Below are 20,849 nucleotides of genomic sequence, written 5' to 3' on the forward strand. Positions count from 1 at the left end.
CTTTGGCGGCGATCAGTTTTAGCGCGACTTTATCCTTTACCCCCGCCACAAATAGGCTGATGTGCTGGCCGACGTTGTGAATCCAGCGGCGGCCAGAGGTTTGGTTGGTGTCGCGCTGCGCAACTAAATCTAGGTTTGTGCCTGCGGTAATTGTCTGGCTTTGCGGGCTGGTGATGGCGATGCCGTCGGTCCCGTGTAGCAGGATGATATTTTGCTGGCCAGCTTGATCTTTGGATTTGCTCTTGCTGTCTTGATCGGTGTTACTACCCGCTGCAAAGCTTTTGCTGGCGTGTACGTGGTGATACAGATGGCCGGTGCTGGCTTTGCTGCCTGCGCTATTATCGGCCTCAACGGTTTTGCCCTCGTCGCCGGTTTCTATTGTGTCTGCGAGCTGGTTGGTCGCTGTTTCACCAAGGCTTTGTGCGAGTGCTAAGGCTGATTCAAGCTGGCTTTGAGCTGGTGTGCGGTCTAGCTGTTTGCCGTTTGCACCGCTTTTGGCTTCGGTGCTAATGAGTAAACCGTTGGCGCGAATTGCACCTTGCATATCGGTGCGCAGCTCAAAGCCTTCGCCGCGGGTATCGCCTTTGCCATCAGTTCTTGGGTGAATCAGATAGCCAAGGTTCAGCTGGGTTTTGCCGTGCTCGCTGGATAATTTAGTGCGTACTTCGCCCTTAGTATCGTCAAATAGCAGCTCGCCATATTGGCCGCCTTCATGCTCTTTGGTTTTGATGCCCGATAGTGTTTTATTGGCAGGCAGAGCGCCTGCGCCGCTGAACGCGGGCACTGGATGGCTACCGTTATAGACGACGCCAGTGACCACAGGGCGGTCGATATCGCCCTCAAGGAAGCTCACAGTCACTTCTTGGCCGATGCGAGGGATAAATTGATGCCCAAAACCTGCGCCTGCCGATGGCGCGGCAACGCGTATCCAGCAAGATGATTTATCGTCGAGGTTTGCACCAAACTCTGGGTGCTCAGCGGCGCGTTGCCAGTGAAATTGCACCTTAATCCGGCCTTGCTCATCGGTATGCACTTCTGATCCGGCAGGGCCAACTACGGTGGCGGTTTGTAAGCCACGGCTTTGGGGTCTGCTCAGCGCTTCATGAGCAAACGCAGCAGTGAGCGGCTGGCCGCGCCTTTGGGCGGTAAAATCGACTTGATAAGGAGGGGGCGCACCTGCCCCCTTTACTTCTGAAACTGCTAGTAAACTGGGGGCAACCATCAGTAGCTGCTGGCTTAAATCTGCTGGCAGGTTGTTGTTTGCGGTGAACGTAAGCCCCGTAATCGCAAATTCCCGTTGCTCGGCGGCATCCCACTCGTGGGCGGGGTGGTCTTCTAGCTGGAACCACTGCCCAGCTTGTAAAGAGCGCAGCGTGCCAGACCCTGTAAAGGATTTCTTTTTAGCGTCTGAGGCTTGCTGACGCAGCTGAGCATAGCGGCTTAAGCCTTCTGAATCTGAGGCGTAATACAAGCCCTGTGGGTCGTAATCTTCAAGGCTAGCCTGAATCTGCTGCCCACCATGCCCCTGATCTACGGCGCTATCATCGGCGCTTTGTTTTGTACTGCTTGCTTTGTAATCGAAACTGGCTAAAGAAACAGAGCTGCTGCCAATCTGGCGCTGAGTCTGCCATGTTGTAAGCGAGTCTGATTCTTCTGTGGGGGATGCCCGATGGAAGCGCACCTGTCGCTCTGCCGCTTCTGGTAAGGCGTAAGCGTCGTCAAATACAGTTAACTGTACTTGTGGCGAATCGCCTGGCAAATGCTCAAAGCGGAATGAAAGTCCTTCTTCAAACATTAATCGCACTAAGAAATCAAAGTCTGATTCTCGGTACTGCAGGCAGTAGGAGCGTGGTAAATGATCGCCCGATAGCTTGAACTCTAGAGCTTGCACAGAGGCAAACACGGGATTTTTATCTTGGTGCTCGGCTAAAACTTGTTTAACGATATCAGGCACGCTGATGTCTTGAAACACGCGAGAAGTGCGGCGATATCTAAGCAGAGCAAATGGCGGTTCTATGCTGAGCGAGTATTTGGCGAAGCCCCCATCAGAGCCTAAAAGCCTCACCTGACTAACCACCCCACAACGCTCAATCGCATCGCCATTGGCATTTTCGATAGACAAAACTATCGGCAAGCCTAGTAGCGATTTGAGCTCTAAAGCGCCATCAGGCGATAGGCAATCTATCTGGTAGCGATAAGCTTGGTTGATCCCCTCGCTACCCATTACCCGCTGCGGCAGAAGCTGCTCGCCCCACGCGGCGCCATCACCCAGTTGAAGAGAAATAAGGCGCTGATCTTGATTGAAAGCGGCGGCGAAAGAGGCAAGTAGATCAAAGGTCATAATAAACCAAGGGCTTACAGTAATTTTTGCATATTACATGAAGCTTTGCTTTTTCTGGTCGAACATTTCATAGATTATACGGTGTGATTATGAACAAAATTAAATGTTGTAAGGTGTAACGCGTATGCGAACTCAGGGGCTAGCGCTCACTTAATTGGAAAACACCAACCAGCTTCACCGCCACCTACCAGAATCATTTGGAATATTAAATTTTTATATATAAATGTTATTTGATTTTTACTGGCTGGGCTTTGCAAGAGGGTGTGCATATACTGAATCAGGAGAGAGCCTATGTCTTATTTACATATTCGCAGCTACCGGCCTGAAGACGCGGCGGAACTGCATGATTTGTATTACACCAGTATTCATCAGGCTTGCCAGAATGATTACACAGCCAGCCAGCTTGATGGCTGGGCTCCCCAAGGGTTTGATCGGGGGCGCTGGCTCAAGCTACTGGAACTATTAAACCCCCGCATTGTGGAATGCAAAGGCCAACTGGTGGCTTATGCAGATTTACAACAAAGTGGCCTAATGAACCATTTCTTTGTGCATGGTGAGTGGCAAGGCAAAGGGGTGGGTAAGGTCTTGCTAAGGCATTTGGAAGATCTAGCGTTTGAGCTAAAGTTGCCTGAAATATCTTGTTTTATTAGTATCAGCGGCCAACCGTTTTTTAAATCGCACGGCTTTAAGGTGGATTACAGCTTATCCAGCGAAGTGCACGGGCAGTGGATAGAAAACGCAAGGATGTATAAGCAAATTGCTCTGTCTTAGCCACCTAGGGTGAATCCTATCAACTTAAGCCAAGCTTGTAGGGCGGGAGCAACCTTTGATCGATGCTAAAAAACGCGGGTTGCCCCCTAGGAGAAGATCCGTGCATTTTGTTATCTACAACGCGTTAATTGGGTGCGTATTCATTGCACCACTTTAATGGGCATATCCAGCCGATAAAATAGCCCCATCTCCTGTGCGATTTTGAACTGCCCCTTGATGTGCATACGCTCGGTGCTGACTTTAATCGGCTGTGGGCTATTCACCAACACCATGGCTTCGCTGCCGCCCGGCATGCAGGTGGCGCAGGTGGGCGGCTTGGCCGATAAAATAAAGCGCCGCACACTGCTACCTGCCTGCAGCGGGAACATATACCCCGCCATGCTCATTTCTTTTTGATCCAGCGCTTTAATGCCAGGGTCAAATGTCATTTCAGCATCTCCAAATAAGCCTGGGCGGATCTGTACCTTAGCCAGCAATTCCCAGCGGGTGAGCGGCTCATCGGCGTTATAGGCCAATGATCCAAGTAAGCCAGCAAGAGCCAGCAAGGCGGCAAGGGGGAGGATAGCTTTGCGGATTTGCATAGAGTGGCCAGCCGCTTACTTTAAAGCATCCAAAATAGCCTGTGTGTTCTGGCTAAACATGGACAGCCAGCTAGGTGCTTTTTTTGATAAAGCATCGGTATAGAGAGGTGGGCCAACTTTGGCTTGGGTTTCACTGGCAATTTGCGCAATAAGCTTGGGGTTGCTGATGTTTTCAGCAAATACTGCGCGGATATTGTTTTTGCGAATCTCGCGGATCAGCGCGGCCATCTGGCGGGCGCTTGGCTCGGCTTCAGTAGAAATACTTTGTAGTGGCAGTAATTGCAGCTGATAACGTGCACCTAGATAGCCCAGCGCATCGTGCGAAGTCACCAGCTTTCTGTCAGCGGCTGGAATCGCAGCAAAAGCGGCGCTGGTTTTTTGATCTAACTCTGCAATCTGCCCTTTAAAGCGGGTAGCGTTTTGTGCGTATTGATCTGCACCTGCTGGGTCGGCTTTTGTTAACGCTAGCTTGATTTCTTCTACCATCAGCATCACGGCCTGTGGGTCATGCCAGGCATGTGGGTCGGTGTGGCCGTGGTTATGGCTTTCGTGGCCTGCTTCTGCCATTTGCCTTGGCTTGATGTTTTTGCTGACGGTAATGACTTGGCCTTTATAGGCAGAGGCTTGCTCTACACGTTTTAACCAACCTTCAAAACCCAGCCCATTTACAAAAAATAAGGAGGTAGCGGATAATTTTTTTAGGTCTGCAGGCCTTGCTTGCCAGATGTGTGCGTCTTCATCCATGCCAACTAAGCTGCTGACTTCAACTCGGCTACCGCCGACTTCCTGTACTAAATTAGCCAGCACACTAAAGCTAGCGGCCACTTTAAGTGGCGCGGCTTGGGCGACGCTGCTGACGACCAGCAGCAGGGCGAGTAAATGTTTGCGCATGATTAAATCCTGAAAAGTAAGTGGGGGTTTAAGGTTTAAATCGCGTGGTGGCGCGATTTGCGCCGCACAAATAAGCCAAAAGGCGCAAGCAGCAGCGATAAGCAGTACAGGGCTCCTGCAATCAGCACAATGGCAGGGCCGGATGGCAGATCCCACTGGTAAGAGGCGATGAGCCCCGCCACACAGGCAAACAGCGCAATCGCCCAAGACAGCACAAACAGCATGGAAAGCCTTTCTACCCATAGCCGAGCGGTGGCGGCAGGTAACATCATGAGCCCCACGGCCATCAGCGTTCCCATGGCCTGAAAAGCCGCCACAAAATTAAGCACGGCAATCACCATAAAGCCAATATGAAAACGCATGCCATTGCCGCTGGTGGCGGCAATAAAGCCTGAATCGGCGCATTCCAGCACAATGCCGCGGTATTCAATCGCCAACCACAGCAGGGTGATGGTGGCTACGCTACTTACAATCAGTAAGGATGGATCATCAATGGCCAGTACCGAGCCAAATAAAAGATGAATCAAATCAACGCTACTGCCCCATTTAGAAACAATCAGCACGCCAATGGCTAGCGCCAGTAAATAAAATCCAGCAAAGCTAGCGTCTTCATTTAAACGGGTTTTTCTGGCGGCCACGCTGGCGGCTAAAGCCACTAGCAAACCTGCCACTAATCCGCCACCCGCCAGCCAAGGCAGGGTTAAGCCGCCAAGCAAAAAGCCGATGGCTGCCCCTGGCAATACGGCGTGCGATAGGGCATCGCCAAATAAAGACATCCGTCGCAAGAGCAGCAAAATGCCAACCGGTGCGCAGCCTATCGCTAGCGCCATGCTGCCGACCAGTGCGCGGCGCATAAAAGCAAACTCTGTCAGCGCGCTAACAATTTCATATTGAGCCATTATTCGCATACCTCGCACCATGCAGCATCATTGCGCCAGTGTTGGGCACGGCGGTTTGCCTCGGCAAGTAGTTCATTCGTGAGTACGTCTGTGGTATTACCCCAGGCAATCGCCGATTGCGCCAACAGCAGGGTTTGCGGATAGTGAGCGCGCACTTGCGAGATATCATGTAAGACGGTGATTTGGGTTTTTCCTTGCCGATGCCAATCGTCTTGTACTTCTAAAAGCTTATCCACTGTGGTGCTATCTACATTGGCAAAAGGCTCGTCCAGCAATAGCACATCAGCATCTTCAACAATCAGCCGTGCAAAGCGGGCGCGTTGCAGCTGGCCACCGGATAAATTACTAATCGGGGCATTAGCAAAATCGCTTAAGCCCACGCGCTCTAGAGCGGCATCGGCCTGCAAGCGGTCTTGCTTAGAGAGGCCACGCCAAGCACCACGCCTAGACCAAGCGCCCGCTAAAGCCAGCTCTCTCACCATTAATGGGAATTGCTTGTCTAAGGTAGAAAGCTGGGCTAAAAAAGCCAGCTTGCCATGGGTATGTACATGGCCTTGATCGGCCGATTTAATCCCTGCCAAAGCGGCTAATAAGGTGGATTTTCCAGCACCATTTGGGCCAACCACGGCAGTATGGCTGCCGGTTTCAAACCGGCCAGATAATGCATGCACCGCGGTTCTATCGCGGTAGCAGAGGGTGAGGTGATGTACTTCAATCATGCTTGCATGGCCCAATCGGTCAGTGCCCATAGCAGCAGTAATAAAGGCAGCACACACAGTACGCGCTGCCATGCGGCCATTTCAAATAAACCTTTCACGCCCATCTCCGATTTTTATTGTGCATCATTGCAGCATCAAGGCGAACAATAGCAATTTATTGCCCTCTTGTGCAAGTCAGTTGCATTTGGTGTGAATATTGGCGTGGCATGGAAAAGGGGAGGCAAGGGGGGCAACTGCTGCTGATACATACTGATCTAGGTATTCATCATCATGGCTGGCGTTTTTTAAGGCGGAGTGCAGCCGCTCTAAAAAGTCTCCTGAGTATGCCTCTTGCTCATTGCCCTACATGTAATATATGGCTTTGTTTGAGTAAGAGACATAATCAGGGAAAGTCTTACTTAGCTGAGCTGGTAACGATTTACTTCGCCCTGCATTGTATCGGCGAGCTGACGTAATTGCTTGGCCGAATCTGCTTCATGCCTTGCGGCGGCGTGGGCTTCTTCGGCCATGCTAGCGGTGCGCTCAACCTGCATGGCCATGGCGTGGCTGGCAGTGCTTTGCTCACGAATAGCTAAAGAAATATCACTGACTTGCGCCGCTACATTTTGCGATGCCTTACGGATTTCGCGCATGGATTTGCCCGCTTCTCCAACCATAGAAACACCTTGATCTACGCGGCCAACCACATCCAACATACGCTCTGCTGCACGGTTTGCTCCCTGATGAATACGGTCCACCGAGGCCACAATTTGCTGGGTAGAGCGGGTGGTTCGCTCGGCAAGCTTACGCACCTCATCGGCCACCACGGCAAAGCCACGGCCCTCTTCGCCTGCGCGGGCGGCTTCAATAGCGGCGTTCAGCGCCAGTAAGCTGGTTTGATCGGCAATTTCCTTAATGATTTGCACCATGCTTTGGATTTCTTTATTGCGCTCTTGTAGCTCACCCAGCTCACGGGAGGCTTCATCAACCTGAGCAGCAATGCCGTAAATTTGCTCTACGGTGCTATCAATCACGGCGATGCCTTGTTCGGCTTGGCTAAATGCGGCTTGGCTAAGTTGATGCGTTTCTTGGCTGCGCTCGGCGATTAAGTGAATGCTGCTGCTGACTTCTTCAACGGTTGCTGCCATAGAAGAAGCGGTTTCGCTGGCGGCCTCTGCATTGCCTGCCTGCTGCTCCGCCATTTGCGCCAAGTCTCCTGCCGCTTGGTTTACATCTAAGCTACTTTGCTTAATTTGCTGAAACGAGCTTTGTATCTGGGCCAAGACTTGATTAATGGTTCCTGATTATGTCTCTTGCTCAATGAACTCTTTGTAGATAAATTTCTTGAGTGCTGGGCTTGGTTTTTGAATGCGTAGGGCGGGTGAAACCCGCGAACCATATTGAATAAATACGCGGGTTTCACCCGCCCTACGATATTTATAATGAGATTGAGCAAGAGACATAATCAGGTAATGGTTTGCACCATTTGGCCAATTTCATCGCGGCTGGTTTGCGGAATACGCAGCGATAAATTCATATGGTCGGCAATGCTTTGCATCGTGCTTACTGTGCTTTGTAAAGGCTTACGGATTTGGGTGTAAATATACGTGCCTAAGCTCAGCAGCATTAAGCAGCTCATGAGCACAATGCTAAGAAACACCCACTTAGCCTGCTGCTGCTCAGCATTAAACTGCTCACGTTCTTGATTAATGGCGCGAGTATTGGCGTCAGCAAGGTTTTTTAAGGCGGCATTTACCCGCATTCCTACGGTTGTGCCAAAGGCTTGAACATAGGCTTGAGCCTCATCTTCATTATTCTCTTGCGAGAGCTTGAGTACTTCCGTAAATACAGGTGTGTAAGCTGCAAGCGCTGCACTCAGCTCGCCGGTGCTGCTGCTGAGCTGGCTAGTATTAAGCAGACGAGCTGCGTCTTCAATATCTTGGTTTAAAGCCATAATCTTTGGCTCATGTGTTTTTTTGCTTGCAAGATCCTTTGCCATAATGTGCTGGTACAGCTGCACACGGCGCTCTTTAAATGCCAGACTAATTTTATTTAAGGTATGGATGGCAGGGATATTTTGCTCAGCCATTCTTTGTAGCGATTCATTCGCATAATTTAATTGCTGCCAAGCAATGGTGGCAATTAGTAAAGAAGATGTAAGCGCTAGCGTGATCAGTAAAATCAGTCGTTTGGAAATCGTCATGGGGGTTTTAAAACGCGAGGAGCAAAACGGGGGGCGATGATAGCGGCTTATCTATAAAATTGTCATAAATATAGTAATGATAATTGTTATCGTGTTGATTTTTATCGGCATTTAAAATGCAACATAAGTAAAACAATGTAGGTTAAATGACTTACATAAAGCTAACGCATGTGAAGCTCACGATTTGCCAATCACGTAAACAAAGGCGTGGTAGGAGCGCTGCTTGCTGCATCCGATATTGAGCAGCGCCCCTAAGGCTTTTATCATTAGGTGTTTTAAGTTGTTTTCGCCGCGTAATAGCATTTGGCGCACATGGCTAGGTAGCGAGAATTGCCGCCGATCACAATTTGCTCGCCGGAGACTTCACGCAAGCCTGCGGCATTGAATCTGGCATTCATAGTGGCTTTTTTGCCGCACAAGCAAATTGTTTTCATTTCTTCTAAATCATCGGCCAGCGCTAGCAAATAGGCGGAGCCGGGGAAGGGTGTGCCCAAAAAATCGGCGCGCAGGCCGTAGCAAATCACCGGTAAATTTTTCTGGTGCGCCAAGATATGCAGCTGCTTTACTTGCACTGGGCTTAAAAATTGCGCCTCGTCGATCAATATGCATGCGACGATCCGATTGGCAAACAGCTGGCTGAAATCGGTATCTACGTTAAAAATCTCAGCGGAGCGCGTCACCCCCAGCCGTGATGCCACTGTGCCCACGCTATGCCTATCATCAATGGCTGCGGTAAAGAGCGCAATTTGCATTTTGCGTTCTTCATAATTATGCGCAACTTGCAGCATGGCGGTAGATTTTCCCGCATTCATGGCGGAGTAGCGAAAGTAAAGTTTGGCCATAGGAATCTCAAAAATGCGCAAAAAATAGCGCATTCTACGCCGCAATGGCGAGGCTTGCGATCTGCGCTTTTGACTTCCCCTATGGCAAGACCAGCTCAGTAAGCAAGGCGGCCCTTACCTCGGCAAACGGGTAATCTGCTAATTTGCCAAAATAAGTCATTTTGCTGGCGCGGTATTTGGTGAGGTGGGGCAGGGTGATGCCGCATAGAAAGCAGCTGAGTAGATGTGCGCTCAGGGGCTTGCCTGCTTTGCTGATTAGGTCTTGGCACATGGCGTTTAAATCTAAGCGCTCTAGCTCTACCAGCTCAGGGGCAGCAGGAAGGGTGGCGGGCTTGCCGTGGCATACGCTGCAATGGCCGCATTGTGCAGGGGCGGCGTTGTCGCCAAAGTAATTGGCTAAGGTATGGCTTAGGCAATCGGTGCTTTCAAATAGGGCCAGCATTTGGCTGAGGCGATTAAGCTCGTTATGCTCTTTTTGGCTAAATTGCTGATATAGGCTTAAGGATAATTGCGCCGGATCAATGGGATTTAATACCTGAAAAACATCGGTCATTTGCTTGGTTTCTAAGCGTAAAAAACCCGCTTCGTCTAGGTATTCCAGCGCGGCTACGGCGCGTTGGCGCTGCTCGGGAAACTCATTTAAAAAAGATCCAAAATCAAAGCTATACCATGTTCGGGCTAATTTAGAATGCTTAAGTAGGGTGGCAATAAACTCACGCCGATCGCTATTAAAATGACCCAGCAAATCGGCTTCGCTCATTTGTAATACAAAGCGGTATTCGCTGTAATAGCTATAAAGCGGTTTAATCTTGCCTTGCATATTTAAATACACCAGCAAGGTTTTTAAAGGCAATTGGCGGATATTGCTTTGAGATGACACATTAAATAGCGTCATCTCCCATTGGCCATTAACCGTTTCATCTACAATATTTTGTAATACTTTAGCAATTGAGGCTTGCTCTGGCGTATCGCCATATACAAAGTTTTGCAGCAGATTAAGCCCATCTTGGCTGCCTAATAATGTGCAGAGCGATTTTTCGCCATCTCGCCCAGCGCGGCCTATTTCTTGGCTATAGTTTTCTACCGATTTGGGTAAATCATAATGAATAACTTGGCGAATATCGCTTTTATCAATGCCCATGCCAAAGGCAATCGTTGCCACAATCACTTGTGATTTGCCCTGCATAAAATCATCTTGAATCTGTTGGCGCACCACATTATCTAATCCGGCGTGGTAAGCCGTGGCGTGGATTCCTGCTGCCTGCAGTTTATCCGCCACGGTTTCGGCGGTTTGCTGCTGCGTTACATACACCACTGCGGGGGCATGGGGCGTTTTGCCGAGTAGATGGATAAGGGTTGCGTCTTTTTGGGCGCTATCTACAGGGCGGATATGCAAATGTAAATTGCTGCGGTAAAAGCCCGTTACCGTAATATGTTCGGCGCTAATAGCAAATTTGCTGGCCATGTCTTGGATTACGGCAGGGGTGGCGGTGGCAGTAAGCAGCAGGGCTTGCGGGATATTGAGTTCTTTTTTGTAATCAGGCAGCTTTAGGTAATCAGGGCGAAAATTATGCCCCCATTCCGAAATACAGTGTGCTTCGTCAACCACGAGTAATGAAACAGAAACTTGGGCAATAAAACGGCGAAACCGCTCGTTTTTTAAACGCTCGACCGAAACCATTAAAATCTTTAGCTCGCCCTGTTGTATGGCCTGCATGACTTGCTGGGTTTCTTCGCGGCTTTGGCTGGAGTCAATCGCGGCGGCACGAATACCCTTGCTGTGTAAAAACGCCAGTTGATCGCGCATTAAGGCTAATAGCGGGGAAATCACCAGTGTAAGGTGGGGCATTTGCAAGGCGGCGAGTTGATAACACAGCGATTTTCCTGATCCTGTCGGAAAAATAGCCATAGCCGAATGCCCATTGACTAATGCTTCAACAACTTCACGCTGTCCATCACGAAATTGACTAAAACCGAAGTATTGCTGCAGTTGTTCAGAAAGCGGTACGGCGTTAAACATAAGACGTTGATTCCAGAGAGCAGGTAATAAGGTATGACAGACGACGAAATACGTGACGAATATTAACAGAGTTGTAAGATTGTTGCCGGTGAATTGCTAGGCAGGCGTGCGTTTGTTTAGCCTGAACAACGATGCGGCATAGATCACTTTAAGCGGCTAGTTACACTTGTTGCGCTGCTTTATGTTGATTGCATTAAATCTTACTCGAATGGCAGATCTAGCGAAAGCGAAATTAAGTTGCTTTCGATTAACTCATCCAGCAAAAAGGTAAAATCAGCCGCAGCCCCTGAGCTGGGTGCAAAATCAAAGATGTTAGAGCCACAGCCCACGGCGGCAGAAAGCGCCTCTTGCTCCCGAATGCGCGTTTTTAGTACTTCACCAGGAAAATGCTTAATCAGCTGGCCTGCCACGGTTTCAGCGGTAATTTGCCCTGGGGTGTAGCGGTTAATTAAATAACGGCGTGGCTTGCGGGCTTGGAATTTTTCTAAGCCTTTTAAGGTTTGTGCCAGTTGCACTGCACCGTTTAGTGCAAGGTATTCGGCAGCCACGGGGGCGATAATAATATCGGCAGCAAACATGGCCGAAAACGACAACACGCCTAGGGTCGGGGTGCAATCGATAATAATCGGCAGACCAAAGCCAGAGAGCATTTCGGCGGTTAGCGCTAGTTTTAGTCGCCAAACGTGATCCTTATGCCGTGTTAGCTGCGCATCGACCTTGCCGAGCTCTAAATGCGATGGAACAAAATTGATGCCATCGTCTCTGGGAATAATTAAATCTGAAAGCGTACTCGCGCCTTGAAAAAAGCGATAAATGCTCTGACTGCTTTTAGGCTTAATGCCATAGAGCGAGGTGAGGTGAGCTTGTGGGTCTAAATCAATAACAAGGGGTTCTACGCCATTTTTTGCGATCGCTGCCGCTAAATTGGCCGACACCGTAGTTTTACCTACGCCACCTTTTTGATTAAAAACGACAATAACCGTCATAAAACTCACCTAAGGTGATGAATGGAGAACGTGATGCTGCACGGCAGTGATTCTAAACGATTCTTTGATATAAAGCAGGGCGACAGCCTTACTTAAGCTAATGCTAAGGTAGGCAAGAAAGTGATTTTCCACATTATTGCCTTGGGCTAGGTGTATGAATGCTTGTTTTTCTTATGCACTGGGATGATCTTCCCTTTGTCATTTGAGAGGCGCTCAAAGCTGGAAAGTCGCTATTCAGCTTATAAACTAGGCTATGGCGCTGGCGTTTTGTGAGTATTAACGCCAACAGTTGCTCATGGACGTGTTTTTTTATGACGTGGCGCAAAGTTGATGCGCAAGGTGTGAAAGTTGCCGACCTAAACGCAGCACTTTGTTCTACATTGACGGCCTTTACAGGCGTGTTGCCTGTTTGTCATACAAATTACTGTTTTTTTAGCCGTAACCATGCTTTCGGCAAGCTTAGGATTAAATCATGCAAACCTTTTTTGTGGCACCTACAAGGCAAAATGTTGGCCTTACTTCGGTCTCTTTAGGCGTTGTTCGCGCCTTACAACATCAAGGTCTAAAAGTTGGCTTTGTTAAACCGGTGTCACAAGAACACCACGGTATTGAGCGCTCTACGCATTTTGCCGCGCAAATTTGCCAAATTGAATGCCCGCACTCTCTCTCGATTGCCCAAGTGGTTGCGCGTGTTTCTGCAGGGCAAAATGATGAGCTGCTAGAAGATATTGTCAGCCTGTGCATGGGGGCGGCTCACGAGGTGGATGTATTGGTTGTTGAAGGGATGCACTTAGATCCAAGCAATGCATTTACTGCACGGCTAAATAATGAAATTGCCCGCAGCTTACAAGCCGAAGTGATCTTAGTGGCGAACGCCCGTGCCGTTGGCGCGGTGGCAGAGTCTCGCCTTGCGGCAAGCCAGTTAAAAAATGAAGGCTGCAAGGTGGCGGGGGTCATCTTTAATAAAGCGGCTGAAAACTTTGATGCGGCATCGGTTCAATATGAGCTGGATGGTATTGCGCTATGGGGGGTGATCAAATACGACGCCACACTGATGGCGCCGCGCACCTTAGATATCGCCCGCCATTTAAATGCAGAAATACTGATTGAAGGCGATATTGCTAACCGCCGTGTATTAGAAACGGTGATTGCTGCACGCTCAGTACCCGAAGTGATCGAGCGCCTAAAAGCAGGTGCGCTGGTGATTAGTGCGGGGGATAGAGATGACGTGATGTTGGCAACCGCGCTAGCTGCCAGTAAGGGTGTGCAGTTGGCAGGCCTCTTGCTCACGCATTCTAGCAAGCCCGATGACCGAATCTTGGAATTAGCCCGTCAGGCACTCAATAGCGGCATCCCCGTCTTGCGTACAGACAGCGACAGCTTTAATACCGCGATTCGTATCACACAGTTGCCACCCGCCGTGGCCGAGGATGATAGCGAACGCATGAATTTAGTGCTCGATGCCGTGGCCGAGCAAATTGATATGGCTATGTTGATGAATGCGGTGAAAGTGCCACCATCAACACGGATGTCGCCACCGGCCTTCCGCTACCAACTCATCCAAAAAGCACGCTCCTCGCGTAAAACTGTAGTCTTGCCCGAGGGCGAAGAGCCACGCACCATTCGCGCTGCAATTATTTGTGAAGAAAAAGGCATTGCCCACTGCGTGTTATTAGGTAAGCGCGCCACCATCGAGGCCATTGCTGCGGCACAAGGTGTTTCATTGCCTGCTAGCTTAGAAATTCTTGATCCGGATGTTGTGCGGGCTGAGTATGTTGCGCCGATGGTAGAGCTGCGTAAGAGTAAAGGTTTGACCGAAGGCCAAGCCTTGCAGCAGCTTGAAGACTCCGTTGTGCTAGGAACGATGATGTTGGCGGTAAACAAGGTGGATGGCTTGGTGTCAGGCGCGATCCACACCACAGCCAGTACCGTGCGCCCCGCTTTGCAGCTGATTAAAACTGCACCAGGTTCTTCTATCGTGTCGTCAGTATTCTTTATGCTGATGCCAGAGCAGGTGTTGGTTTATGGCGATTGCGCGATCAACCCAAATCCAAATGCAACTCAGCTTGCAGAAATAGCTAAGCAAAGCGCCGATAGCGCCCGCGCCTTTGGTGTGGATCCTAAGGTGGCAATGATTAGCTATAGCACGGGGATCTCCGGTGCCGGTGCCGATGTAGATAAAGTGCGCGAAGCCACCGCGCTTGCGCATAGCCTGTATCCTGATCTTATTCTGGATGGCCCTTTGCAGTACGACGCCGCTTCGGTTTCAGAAGTTGCCGCACAAAAAGCGCCAAGCAGTGCCGTAGCGGGTAAGGCTACCGTGTTTGTCTTCCCTGATCTAAATACCGGTAACACCACGTATAAAGCCGTCCAGCGCAGCGCCCATGTCGTCAGCGTTGGCCCGATGCTGCAAGGTTTGCGTAAACCGGTGAATGATCTTTCTCGTGGAGCCTTGGTGGATGACATCGTGTTTACCATCGCATTAACTGCAATCCAAGCGCAGGATTTGGCCGCTTAATTGCTATTTGTAAACCATTAAAAACCGTGCCATTGTCCTAATGGCCGTTCACTTAAGGTGTTGCTTAAGCCCCTCCTTTTTCAAAGGGGGAAGCAAAACCAACCCCTTAAGTGAATGGCATTCGGGTCATTGTCCGGTTTTTTTATGGGCGAAAGTTTGTTTTTGACTTGTATTCAGGGTGTTACGCAGCAAGATCAAAAAATACGCCGCCCACTAAAAACACAAAAATCACGAATAGATGGTGCATGCCCCTTACTTTTGCGTGATTTGGATGGTTGTATTTAGTATCCAGTCGTTATTAAGTCATTCATCTACACCTCATGCTAAAAAAGCAGAGGGAGATTGCTCCTGTTTGATCTATCTTTTCGTACATTGAGTGCTTTTCGTGGATAAATAGTCTTTGTGCGTAATAGGGAGTTACACCCTATTTCCTGATGATGTCTCTTGCTCAAACAAAGCCATCTATTGCATGTAGGCCAATATGCTGCGCCCCTACGATGGTTTACAGTTTGGCAAAATAAGATAACCGTAATCTATTTAAAAGTAGAATGGACCTGCTTGAAAGATTTCCTTATATTTGTGTTTCAATAAAAAAGCTGGAGACGCCCCAATGAGCCGTCGACGTATGCCTTATTTGCCTGAATTTATTGCCCCAACCCGCCATGCCGATCCTGCACAAGCTTTGGCCCAAGTTCGTTTGATTTATGATCGCAGCGTGGCGCATTTGCGCGATGCCATGCAGCGTTTTGTTGCTGGGGAAACTTTACCTGGCCATGTGCGCGCCTATTATCCCTTTGTCCGAATCCAAACCGATACGGCTACACGCTTAAATGGTAGCGAAGCCCACCTAAGCTATGGCTTTGTGGCGGGGCCAGGTAGTTTTGAAACCACACTCACTCGCCCAGATTTGTATGAAAAATATTATTTAGAGCAGTTCACTTTGCTGTTGCAAAGCCATCGTGATGAGCTAGAAGTGGGCATTAGCACCCAGCCAATGCCGGTGCATTTTTCCTTTGCCGAACATGATCATATTGAAGGCTCGCTCAGCATTGAACGCCGCCAATTAATGCGCGATATGTTTGATCTTCCTGATTTATCTGCGATGGATGACGGCATTGCTAATGGCACCTATGAGCCCAAACCTGGCGAGCCAGAGCCGCTTTCGCTATTTACCGCTGCAAGGGTGGATTACTCCTTGCACCGTTTACGTCATTACACTGGCACCGTGCCAGAGCATTTTCAAAATTTTGTGTTGTTTACCAATTACCAGTTTTATATTGACGAGTTTGTGCGGCTTGGGCACGAAAGCATGCAAGATCCCGCAAGCGAATATATCGCTTTTGTAGAGCCTGGTAATGTAGTGACGCGCCGTATAGGTATGGCAGCAGAGCCTGCTGATGTCTTGGGTTCGGAACCGCCACGCCTACCGCAAATGCCTGCCTATCATTTGATTCGTGCCGATAACACCGGCATTAGCATGGTGAATATCGGAGTGGGGCCCGCGAATGCTAAAACCATTACCGATCATATCGCCGTATTACGCCCCCATGCGTGGATTATGCTCGGCCACTGCGCGGGCCTTCGCAACTCTCAGCAAATGGGCGATTACGTGCTGGCGCACGGCTATGTGCGCGAAGATCATGTACTGGATGAAGACTTGCCGCTGTGGGTGCCGGTGCCTGCCTTGGCAGAAATCCAGCTGGCTTTAGAGGCCGCAGTGTCCCAAGTCACAGAAATGAAAGGCGCAGAACTCAAGCGCATTATGCGTACCGGCACGGTAGCAAGCACCGATAACCGCAATTGGGAGCTACTTCCTGACAACCGCCCACAAAGACGCTTTAGCCAAAGCCGCGCCATTGCGCTAGATATGGAAAGCGCCACCATCGCCGCCAACGGCTTCAGATTCCGCGTGCCTTACGGCACATTGCTCTGCGTAAGCGATAAGCCATTGCATGGCGAAATCAAACTCCCCGGCATGGCCAACCATTTTTACCGCGAGCGGGTTGATCAGCATTTACGCATCGGCATCAGAGCAATGGAGCTGCTGCGTGAGCAGGGCGAAGGCCAGTTGCATAGCCGTAAGTTGAGGAGTTTTGCGGAGGTGGCGTTTCAGTAGTGCGAAGTAGGGTGGGCACGTTTTTGTGCCCACGCGGTTTCAATGCCGCGTGTTACGCCAGCGGCTAATCCGCCCTACAGGACTGAGGTGGCATTTCAGTAAAGTGGCGGACGCATGAAGCGAAAAGCTGAATACCGCCACAACGCTACAAAAGGCTTCTCCATACATTCTCCACCGCCGAGGTATTGACAACTGGTTTCCATTGACAGAAACTGGTTGTCATCACTTCGTACCGTTGTGTGCCAATGCCATTGGTGAATATTTCAACCTAGGAGAAGCTCATGTTGACTATTGCCCCCCTCGACGCGCAAGTCCCAATCCATATGCAATTGGGTGAGTCTGCTTCGCCAACCATCCTGATTAATCTGTTTACTGTCGATGCTACTGATGTAGATGCCTTGCTCAAGGCGTGGGAGGTCGATGCAAATTGGATGAAACAACAACCAGGCTATATTTCCACGCAACTGCATCGTGGTATTGCGGGGAGTAATGTCTTTTTAAATTACGCGGTATGGGAGTCGGTAGCGCACTTTCGCGCCGCCTTTACACACCCAGAGTTTGCCAGCGCACTGGAGGCCTACCCTTCCAGTGCCATTGCGCAACCGCATCTATTTAGCCGTGTTGCAGTGCCCAACCTCTGTACCGAATAGTAAGGAATAAATTTGCAGCCTCAACAATCAAATCCAAGTGCTGTTTTAACCCAGATCATGTTGACCATTTTTCGAGTCAATGCGCAGCTTCTTGAAAAGGGAGATCAGTTGGTTGCATCACTAGGGATGACCAGTGCGCGCTGGCAAGTTATGGGTGCCATTGCTTTGTCTGGTCAAGCTCTTTCCTGCCCACAAATTGCCGCCAACATGGGGGTTTCCCGTCAAGGGGCTCAGAAACAGCTTAATCTAGCGCAAAAAGATGGCTTGATCGTGGGGCAACTTAACCCACAGCACGAGAGGTCGCCCCTTTATGTACTGACTGAAGCGGGGAAATGTCGCTATGACAAAGCGATGATTTACCAAGCCCTTTGGGCAAAATCATTAGTTCAGGGGGCGGGGCTAGAGGATTTGGAAACTACACTGAATGTACTGAGCGAACTTAATATTTCGCTTCGGGCCACGCCACTCCCAATTTTAGGAATGCATTCATGAGTAAATCTATTTTTCATGCCGTTGCTGGCACGGCCGCCATGCTGATCATCGCTACATTCTGGACATCGACCTTAGTGTCCGAGCTTTTTTTGGGGCATGCCGCCACCGCGGCTGTCAAACACGCCATTGCAAGCTATGGCCTGATTGCCCTTGTGATTATGATGGCAGCAACAGGTGGAACTGGCTTTTCATTGGGGAAAGAGCGTAAAGGTCGTTTACTTGAGGGCAAAAAGAAGCGCATGCCATTCATTGCAGCCAATGGTATTTTGATTATGATTCCATCCGCCCTCTTTCTGAACTATAAGGCGGCCTTAGGTGAGTTTGATGCATTATTCTATTCAGTTCAGATGCTTGAATTGATGGTGGGTCTTGTACAGCTCACGTTAATGGGTATGAATTTCAGAGATGGCCTTAAGCTGGCTGGTCGGCTACGCCCGAAACAGGCTAAGCTCTAAAAGGAGCGCACGCTAAAGGAGCCTACGCCCCCTTTCAAACAGGAGCTTGCGACAAGCGATCAATTGCCGTGGCTTAACTAAAAAAGGGTCTGCTACAGCAGACCCTTTTTTGTGCTCAGCAATTACAAAGCCTCAGCCGCATAATCCGCCAATCTCGATCTCTCGCCCCGTGTCAGGGTGATATGCCCTGAGTGCTCCCACATTTTGAAGCGATCCACCACATAGGTTAGGCCCGAGCTGCCTTCTGTAAGGTAGGGGGTGTCGATCTGGCTGATATTGCCTAAGCATACCACCTTGGTGCCGGGGCCGGCGCGGGTGATGAGGGTTTTCATTTGCTTGGGGGTTAAGTTTTGCGCCTCGTCGATAATCAGAAATTTCTTGAGGAAGGTGCGGCCACGCATAAAGTTGAGCGATTTCACCTTTATGCGTGAGCGAATTAAATCCCGCGTAGCGGCGCGGCCCCAATCGCCTGCTTCGGCGTCAGATTGGTTGAGCACATCAAGATTGTCTTCTAGTGCCCCCATCCACGGCATCATTTTTTCTTCTTCCGTGCCGGGCAAAAAGCCAATATCTTCGCCAACCGGCACGGTAACGCGGGTCATGATGATTTCACTGTAGATTTTAGATTCCAGCGTTTGCGCAAGGCTGGCCGCTAAAGTAAGTAGTGTTTTGCCCGTGCCCGCTTGCCCAAGTAGCGAGACAAAATCGACATCGGGGTTCATCAGTAGGTTGAGCGCAAAGTTTTGCTCGCGGTTTCTGGCCACAATGCCCCAAATGGCGTTTTTGTGGTGACTGTAATCTTTTAAGCTTTCGATCAGCGCTGATTTGCCTTCCACGCTCACCACGCGGGCCGACAGCGGGGTGTCGTCAGCTTGAAAGAGGAGTTGATTGACGTGTAGATCCACACAGTCTGGGCCTTTAATGCGCCAGTAGCTGCGGCCGCCTTCTTGCCAGCTTTGCATGTCTTTGCCATTGCGCTCCCAAAATTTTTGGTTGATTTCGCGCATGCCGGTGTAGAGCAGATCGGTGTCTTCTAATACTTTATCGTTAAAGTAATCTTCGGCCGCCAAACCCATCGCTCGCGCCTTGATGCGCATATTGATGTCTTTGGAAACCAAAATCACTTGCCGTTGGGTGTGCATTTGCTGCAGGTGATGAACTACGCCTAGGATTTGATTGTCGGCTTTGCCCATAGGGAGTTGGGCGGGCAGCACGCTGGTAATGGCTTCGGTTTGCATAAATAGCCGACCGACTGCTTGGCCCTTGCTGGCGGTGTCGAGTGATACGCCGTTATGTAGATCAAGCTCTTTGCCGGAAATCAGCTCTTCTAAAAAGCGGCTGGCTTGGCGAGCGTTGCGGGCAACTTCAGAAGTGCCCTTTTTATTATTGTCGAGCTCTTCTAGCGTCATCATTGGCAAGAAAAGATCGTGTTCCTCAAAGCGGTATAAAGAGGTGGGGTCGTGCATTAAAACATTGGTATCCAGAACGAAGAGCTTGGTAATGCTCGGTGCTTTGCGCTTGCGGGTTGCCATGGTGAACTCCATAGATCAAAGGGCTGCGTTTCTGGAAAGGGAATGTTGGCTGTATTGAGTGGGTGAGTTCCTTGTAAATGGTTAAGAAAAGGCGCGTAAGGCGCTGCGCCCAGCTGTAATTGATAATACGCATAAAGATTATTTGTCCACGAAAAACACTAAATGCACGAAAAAAACAGCTCTAAAGATGTTCCTTTCAGTTTTTTATCTGATGCAGATTGAGTTTTCAAATCAAATTATTTTGATCAACTCAAAGAGCAAGGGCAGCATCTGTTCGTGTCTTTGGTGTTTTTAGTGGACTACGCTATCTTGCTGCATAGCTTTAATTATTAATTACAGCGTTTTTACAAATTCCAGCACTTCTACGACATGACCTGGCACTTTTACGCCGCGCCATTCTTTAACGATTTCACCTTCTGCGTTAATCACAAAGGTGCTGCGTTCAATTCCCCTTACATCCTTACCATACATCTTCTTTTGCTTCATGACATCAAAAGAAAGACAAGCTGTCTCATCTGGGTCAGAAACCAGCTCAAAAGGGTAGTTTTGTTTGGCTTTGAAGTTTTCGTGGCTTTTAATGCTGTCGCGCGAGATGCCAAAGATTTGGCAGTTTGCGGCTTGAAATTGCTCAAAGTGATCGCGAAAATCTCCGCCTTCGGTGGTGCAGCCTGGGGTGCTGTCCTTAGGGTAGAAATACAGCACAAAGGCTTGGCCTTTGAGTGCTGCGGTATCAAATGCGCTTTCGCTAGTCGCTAATAAGTTTAATTCTGGGCATTGCGATATTTGAGTCTGCATCAATGAATCTCCATGTTGCAATGATTATAGATGCGTTAATAGGCGCTTGGCAGCTACAA

At 49.5% G+C, this 20,849-nt stretch carries 18 protein-coding genes; 6 read left to right on the forward strand and 12 right to left on the reverse strand.

The window, feature by feature from the left end:
• Positions 1–2,341, reverse strand: a 2,341-nt coding sequence (locus tag R6242_RS16880) for a type VI secretion system Vgr family protein (RefSeq protein WP_318428997.1), incomplete at its 3' end; no start/stop codon positions are given.
• Between the two features lie 291 nt (positions 2,342–2,632).
• Here R6242_RS16880 and R6242_RS16885 point away from each other — a divergent pair.
• The gene (locus tag R6242_RS16885) at positions 2,633–3,112 is read left to right on the forward strand and encodes a GNAT family N-acetyltransferase (protein ID WP_318428999.1); all 480 of its coding nucleotides are present in this window, start codon (positions 2,633–2,635) and stop codon (positions 3,110–3,112) included.
• A gap of 140 nt (positions 3,113–3,252) precedes the next feature.
• Here the strand turns inward: R6242_RS16885 and R6242_RS16890 are convergent, their stop codons facing one another.
• The 9 genes from R6242_RS16890 to R6242_RS16930 form a co-directional block, all read right to left on the reverse strand.
• Positions 3,253–3,693, reverse strand: coding sequence for a DUF3299 domain-containing protein (locus tag R6242_RS16890; protein WP_318429001.1), 441 nt, complete (start codon positions 3,691–3,693; stop codon positions 3,253–3,255).
• 15 nt (positions 3,694–3,708) lie between these two features.
• Positions 3,709–4,584 carry a metal ABC transporter solute-binding protein, Zn/Mn family gene (locus R6242_RS16895; protein WP_318429003.1) on the reverse strand — a complete coding sequence of 292 codons (876 nt, stop codon included), beginning with the start codon at positions 4,582–4,584 and terminating at the stop codon, positions 3,709–3,711.
• A 35-nt stretch (positions 4,585–4,619) separates the two neighbouring features.
• Positions 4,620–5,483, reverse strand: a complete 864-nt coding sequence (locus R6242_RS16900) for a metal ABC transporter permease (protein ID WP_318429004.1) — start codon at positions 5,481–5,483, stop codon at positions 4,620–4,622.
• Positions 5,483–6,202 (reverse strand): metal ABC transporter ATP-binding protein, encoded by a 720-nt coding sequence (locus R6242_RS16905; RefSeq protein ID WP_318429005.1) that lies wholly within the window; start codon positions 6,200–6,202, stop codon positions 5,483–5,485. Before R6242_RS16905 ends, R6242_RS16900 begins: the two co-directional genes overlap by 1 nt.
• A 398-nt stretch (positions 6,203–6,600) precedes the next feature.
• Positions 6,601–7,464 (reverse strand): methyl-accepting chemotaxis protein, encoded by an 864-nt coding sequence (locus R6242_RS16910; protein WP_318429007.1) that lies wholly within the window; start codon positions 7,462–7,464, stop codon positions 6,601–6,603.
• Between the two features lie 182 nt (positions 7,465–7,646).
• On the reverse strand, positions 7,647–8,384 hold the full coding sequence (locus tag R6242_RS16915) for an MCP four helix bundle domain-containing protein (RefSeq protein ID WP_318429009.1): 738 nt from the start codon (positions 8,382–8,384) through the stop codon (positions 7,647–7,649).
• Positions 8,385–8,659: 275 nt separating this feature from the next.
• Positions 8,660–9,226: a thymidine kinase gene (locus tag R6242_RS16920; protein ID WP_318429011.1), complete on the reverse strand. Its 567-nt coding sequence runs from the start codon at positions 9,224–9,226 to the stop codon at positions 8,660–8,662.
• 79 nt (positions 9,227–9,305) lie between these two features.
• Positions 9,306–11,246 carry an ATP-dependent DNA helicase RecQ gene (locus tag R6242_RS16925; RefSeq protein WP_318429013.1) on the reverse strand — a complete coding sequence of 647 codons (1,941 nt, stop codon included), beginning with the start codon at positions 11,244–11,246 and terminating at the stop codon, positions 9,306–9,308.
• Between the two features lie 200 nt (positions 11,247–11,446).
• On the reverse strand, positions 11,447–12,232 hold the full coding sequence (locus R6242_RS16930) for a ParA family protein (RefSeq protein ID WP_318429015.1): 786 nt from the start codon (positions 12,230–12,232) through the stop codon (positions 11,447–11,449).
• 472 nt (positions 12,233–12,704) lie between these two features.
• Here R6242_RS16930 and pta point away from each other — a divergent pair, with 472 nt between their 5' ends.
• The 5 genes from pta to R6242_RS16955 all read left to right on the forward strand — a co-directional run bounded on the left by pta (position 12,705) and on the right by R6242_RS16955 (position 18,463).
• On the forward strand, positions 12,705–14,750 hold the full coding sequence (pta, locus tag R6242_RS16935; RefSeq protein ID WP_318429017.1) for a phosphate acetyltransferase: 2,046 nt from the start codon (positions 12,705–12,707) through the stop codon (positions 14,748–14,750).
• A gap of 610 nt (positions 14,751–15,360) precedes the next feature.
• Positions 15,361–16,866, forward strand: coding sequence for an AMP nucleosidase (locus R6242_RS16940; RefSeq protein ID WP_318429019.1), 1,506 nt, complete (start codon positions 15,361–15,363; stop codon positions 16,864–16,866).
• A 281-nt stretch (positions 16,867–17,147) separates the two neighbouring features.
• Positions 17,148–17,516 (forward strand): antibiotic biosynthesis monooxygenase family protein, encoded by a 369-nt coding sequence (locus tag R6242_RS16945; protein WP_318429021.1) that lies wholly within the window; start codon positions 17,148–17,150, stop codon positions 17,514–17,516.
• Positions 17,517–17,528: 12 nt separating this feature from the next.
• Entirely contained in the window at positions 17,529–18,008 is a 480-nt protein-coding gene (locus tag R6242_RS16950; protein ID WP_318429023.1) for a helix-turn-helix domain-containing protein, read from the forward strand.
• Positions 18,005–18,463, forward strand: coding sequence for a hypothetical protein (locus tag R6242_RS16955; protein ID WP_318429025.1), 459 nt, complete (start codon positions 18,005–18,007; stop codon positions 18,461–18,463). The genes R6242_RS16950 and R6242_RS16955 overlap by 4 nt, the downstream gene beginning before the upstream one ends.
• 122 nt (positions 18,464–18,585) lie before the next feature.
• Here the strand turns inward: R6242_RS16955 and R6242_RS16960 are convergent, their stop codons facing one another.
• Together R6242_RS16960 and R6242_RS16965 are read right to left on the reverse strand one after the other, a co-directional pair.
• Positions 18,586–19,995, reverse strand: coding sequence for a PhoH family protein (locus R6242_RS16960; RefSeq protein ID WP_318429027.1), 1,410 nt, complete (start codon positions 19,993–19,995; stop codon positions 18,586–18,588).
• A gap of 333 nt (positions 19,996–20,328) precedes the next feature.
• A complete protein-coding gene (locus R6242_RS16965) occupies positions 20,329–20,790 on the reverse strand; it encodes a peroxiredoxin (protein ID WP_318429029.1) in 462 nt (153 codons plus the stop codon).
• Between the last annotated feature and the right edge of the window lie 59 nt (positions 20,791–20,849).

It is taken from the genome of Iodobacter sp. CM08 (genome assembly GCF_033446605.1).
GTDB lineage: Bacteria > Pseudomonadota > Gammaproteobacteria > Burkholderiales > Chitinibacteraceae > Iodobacter.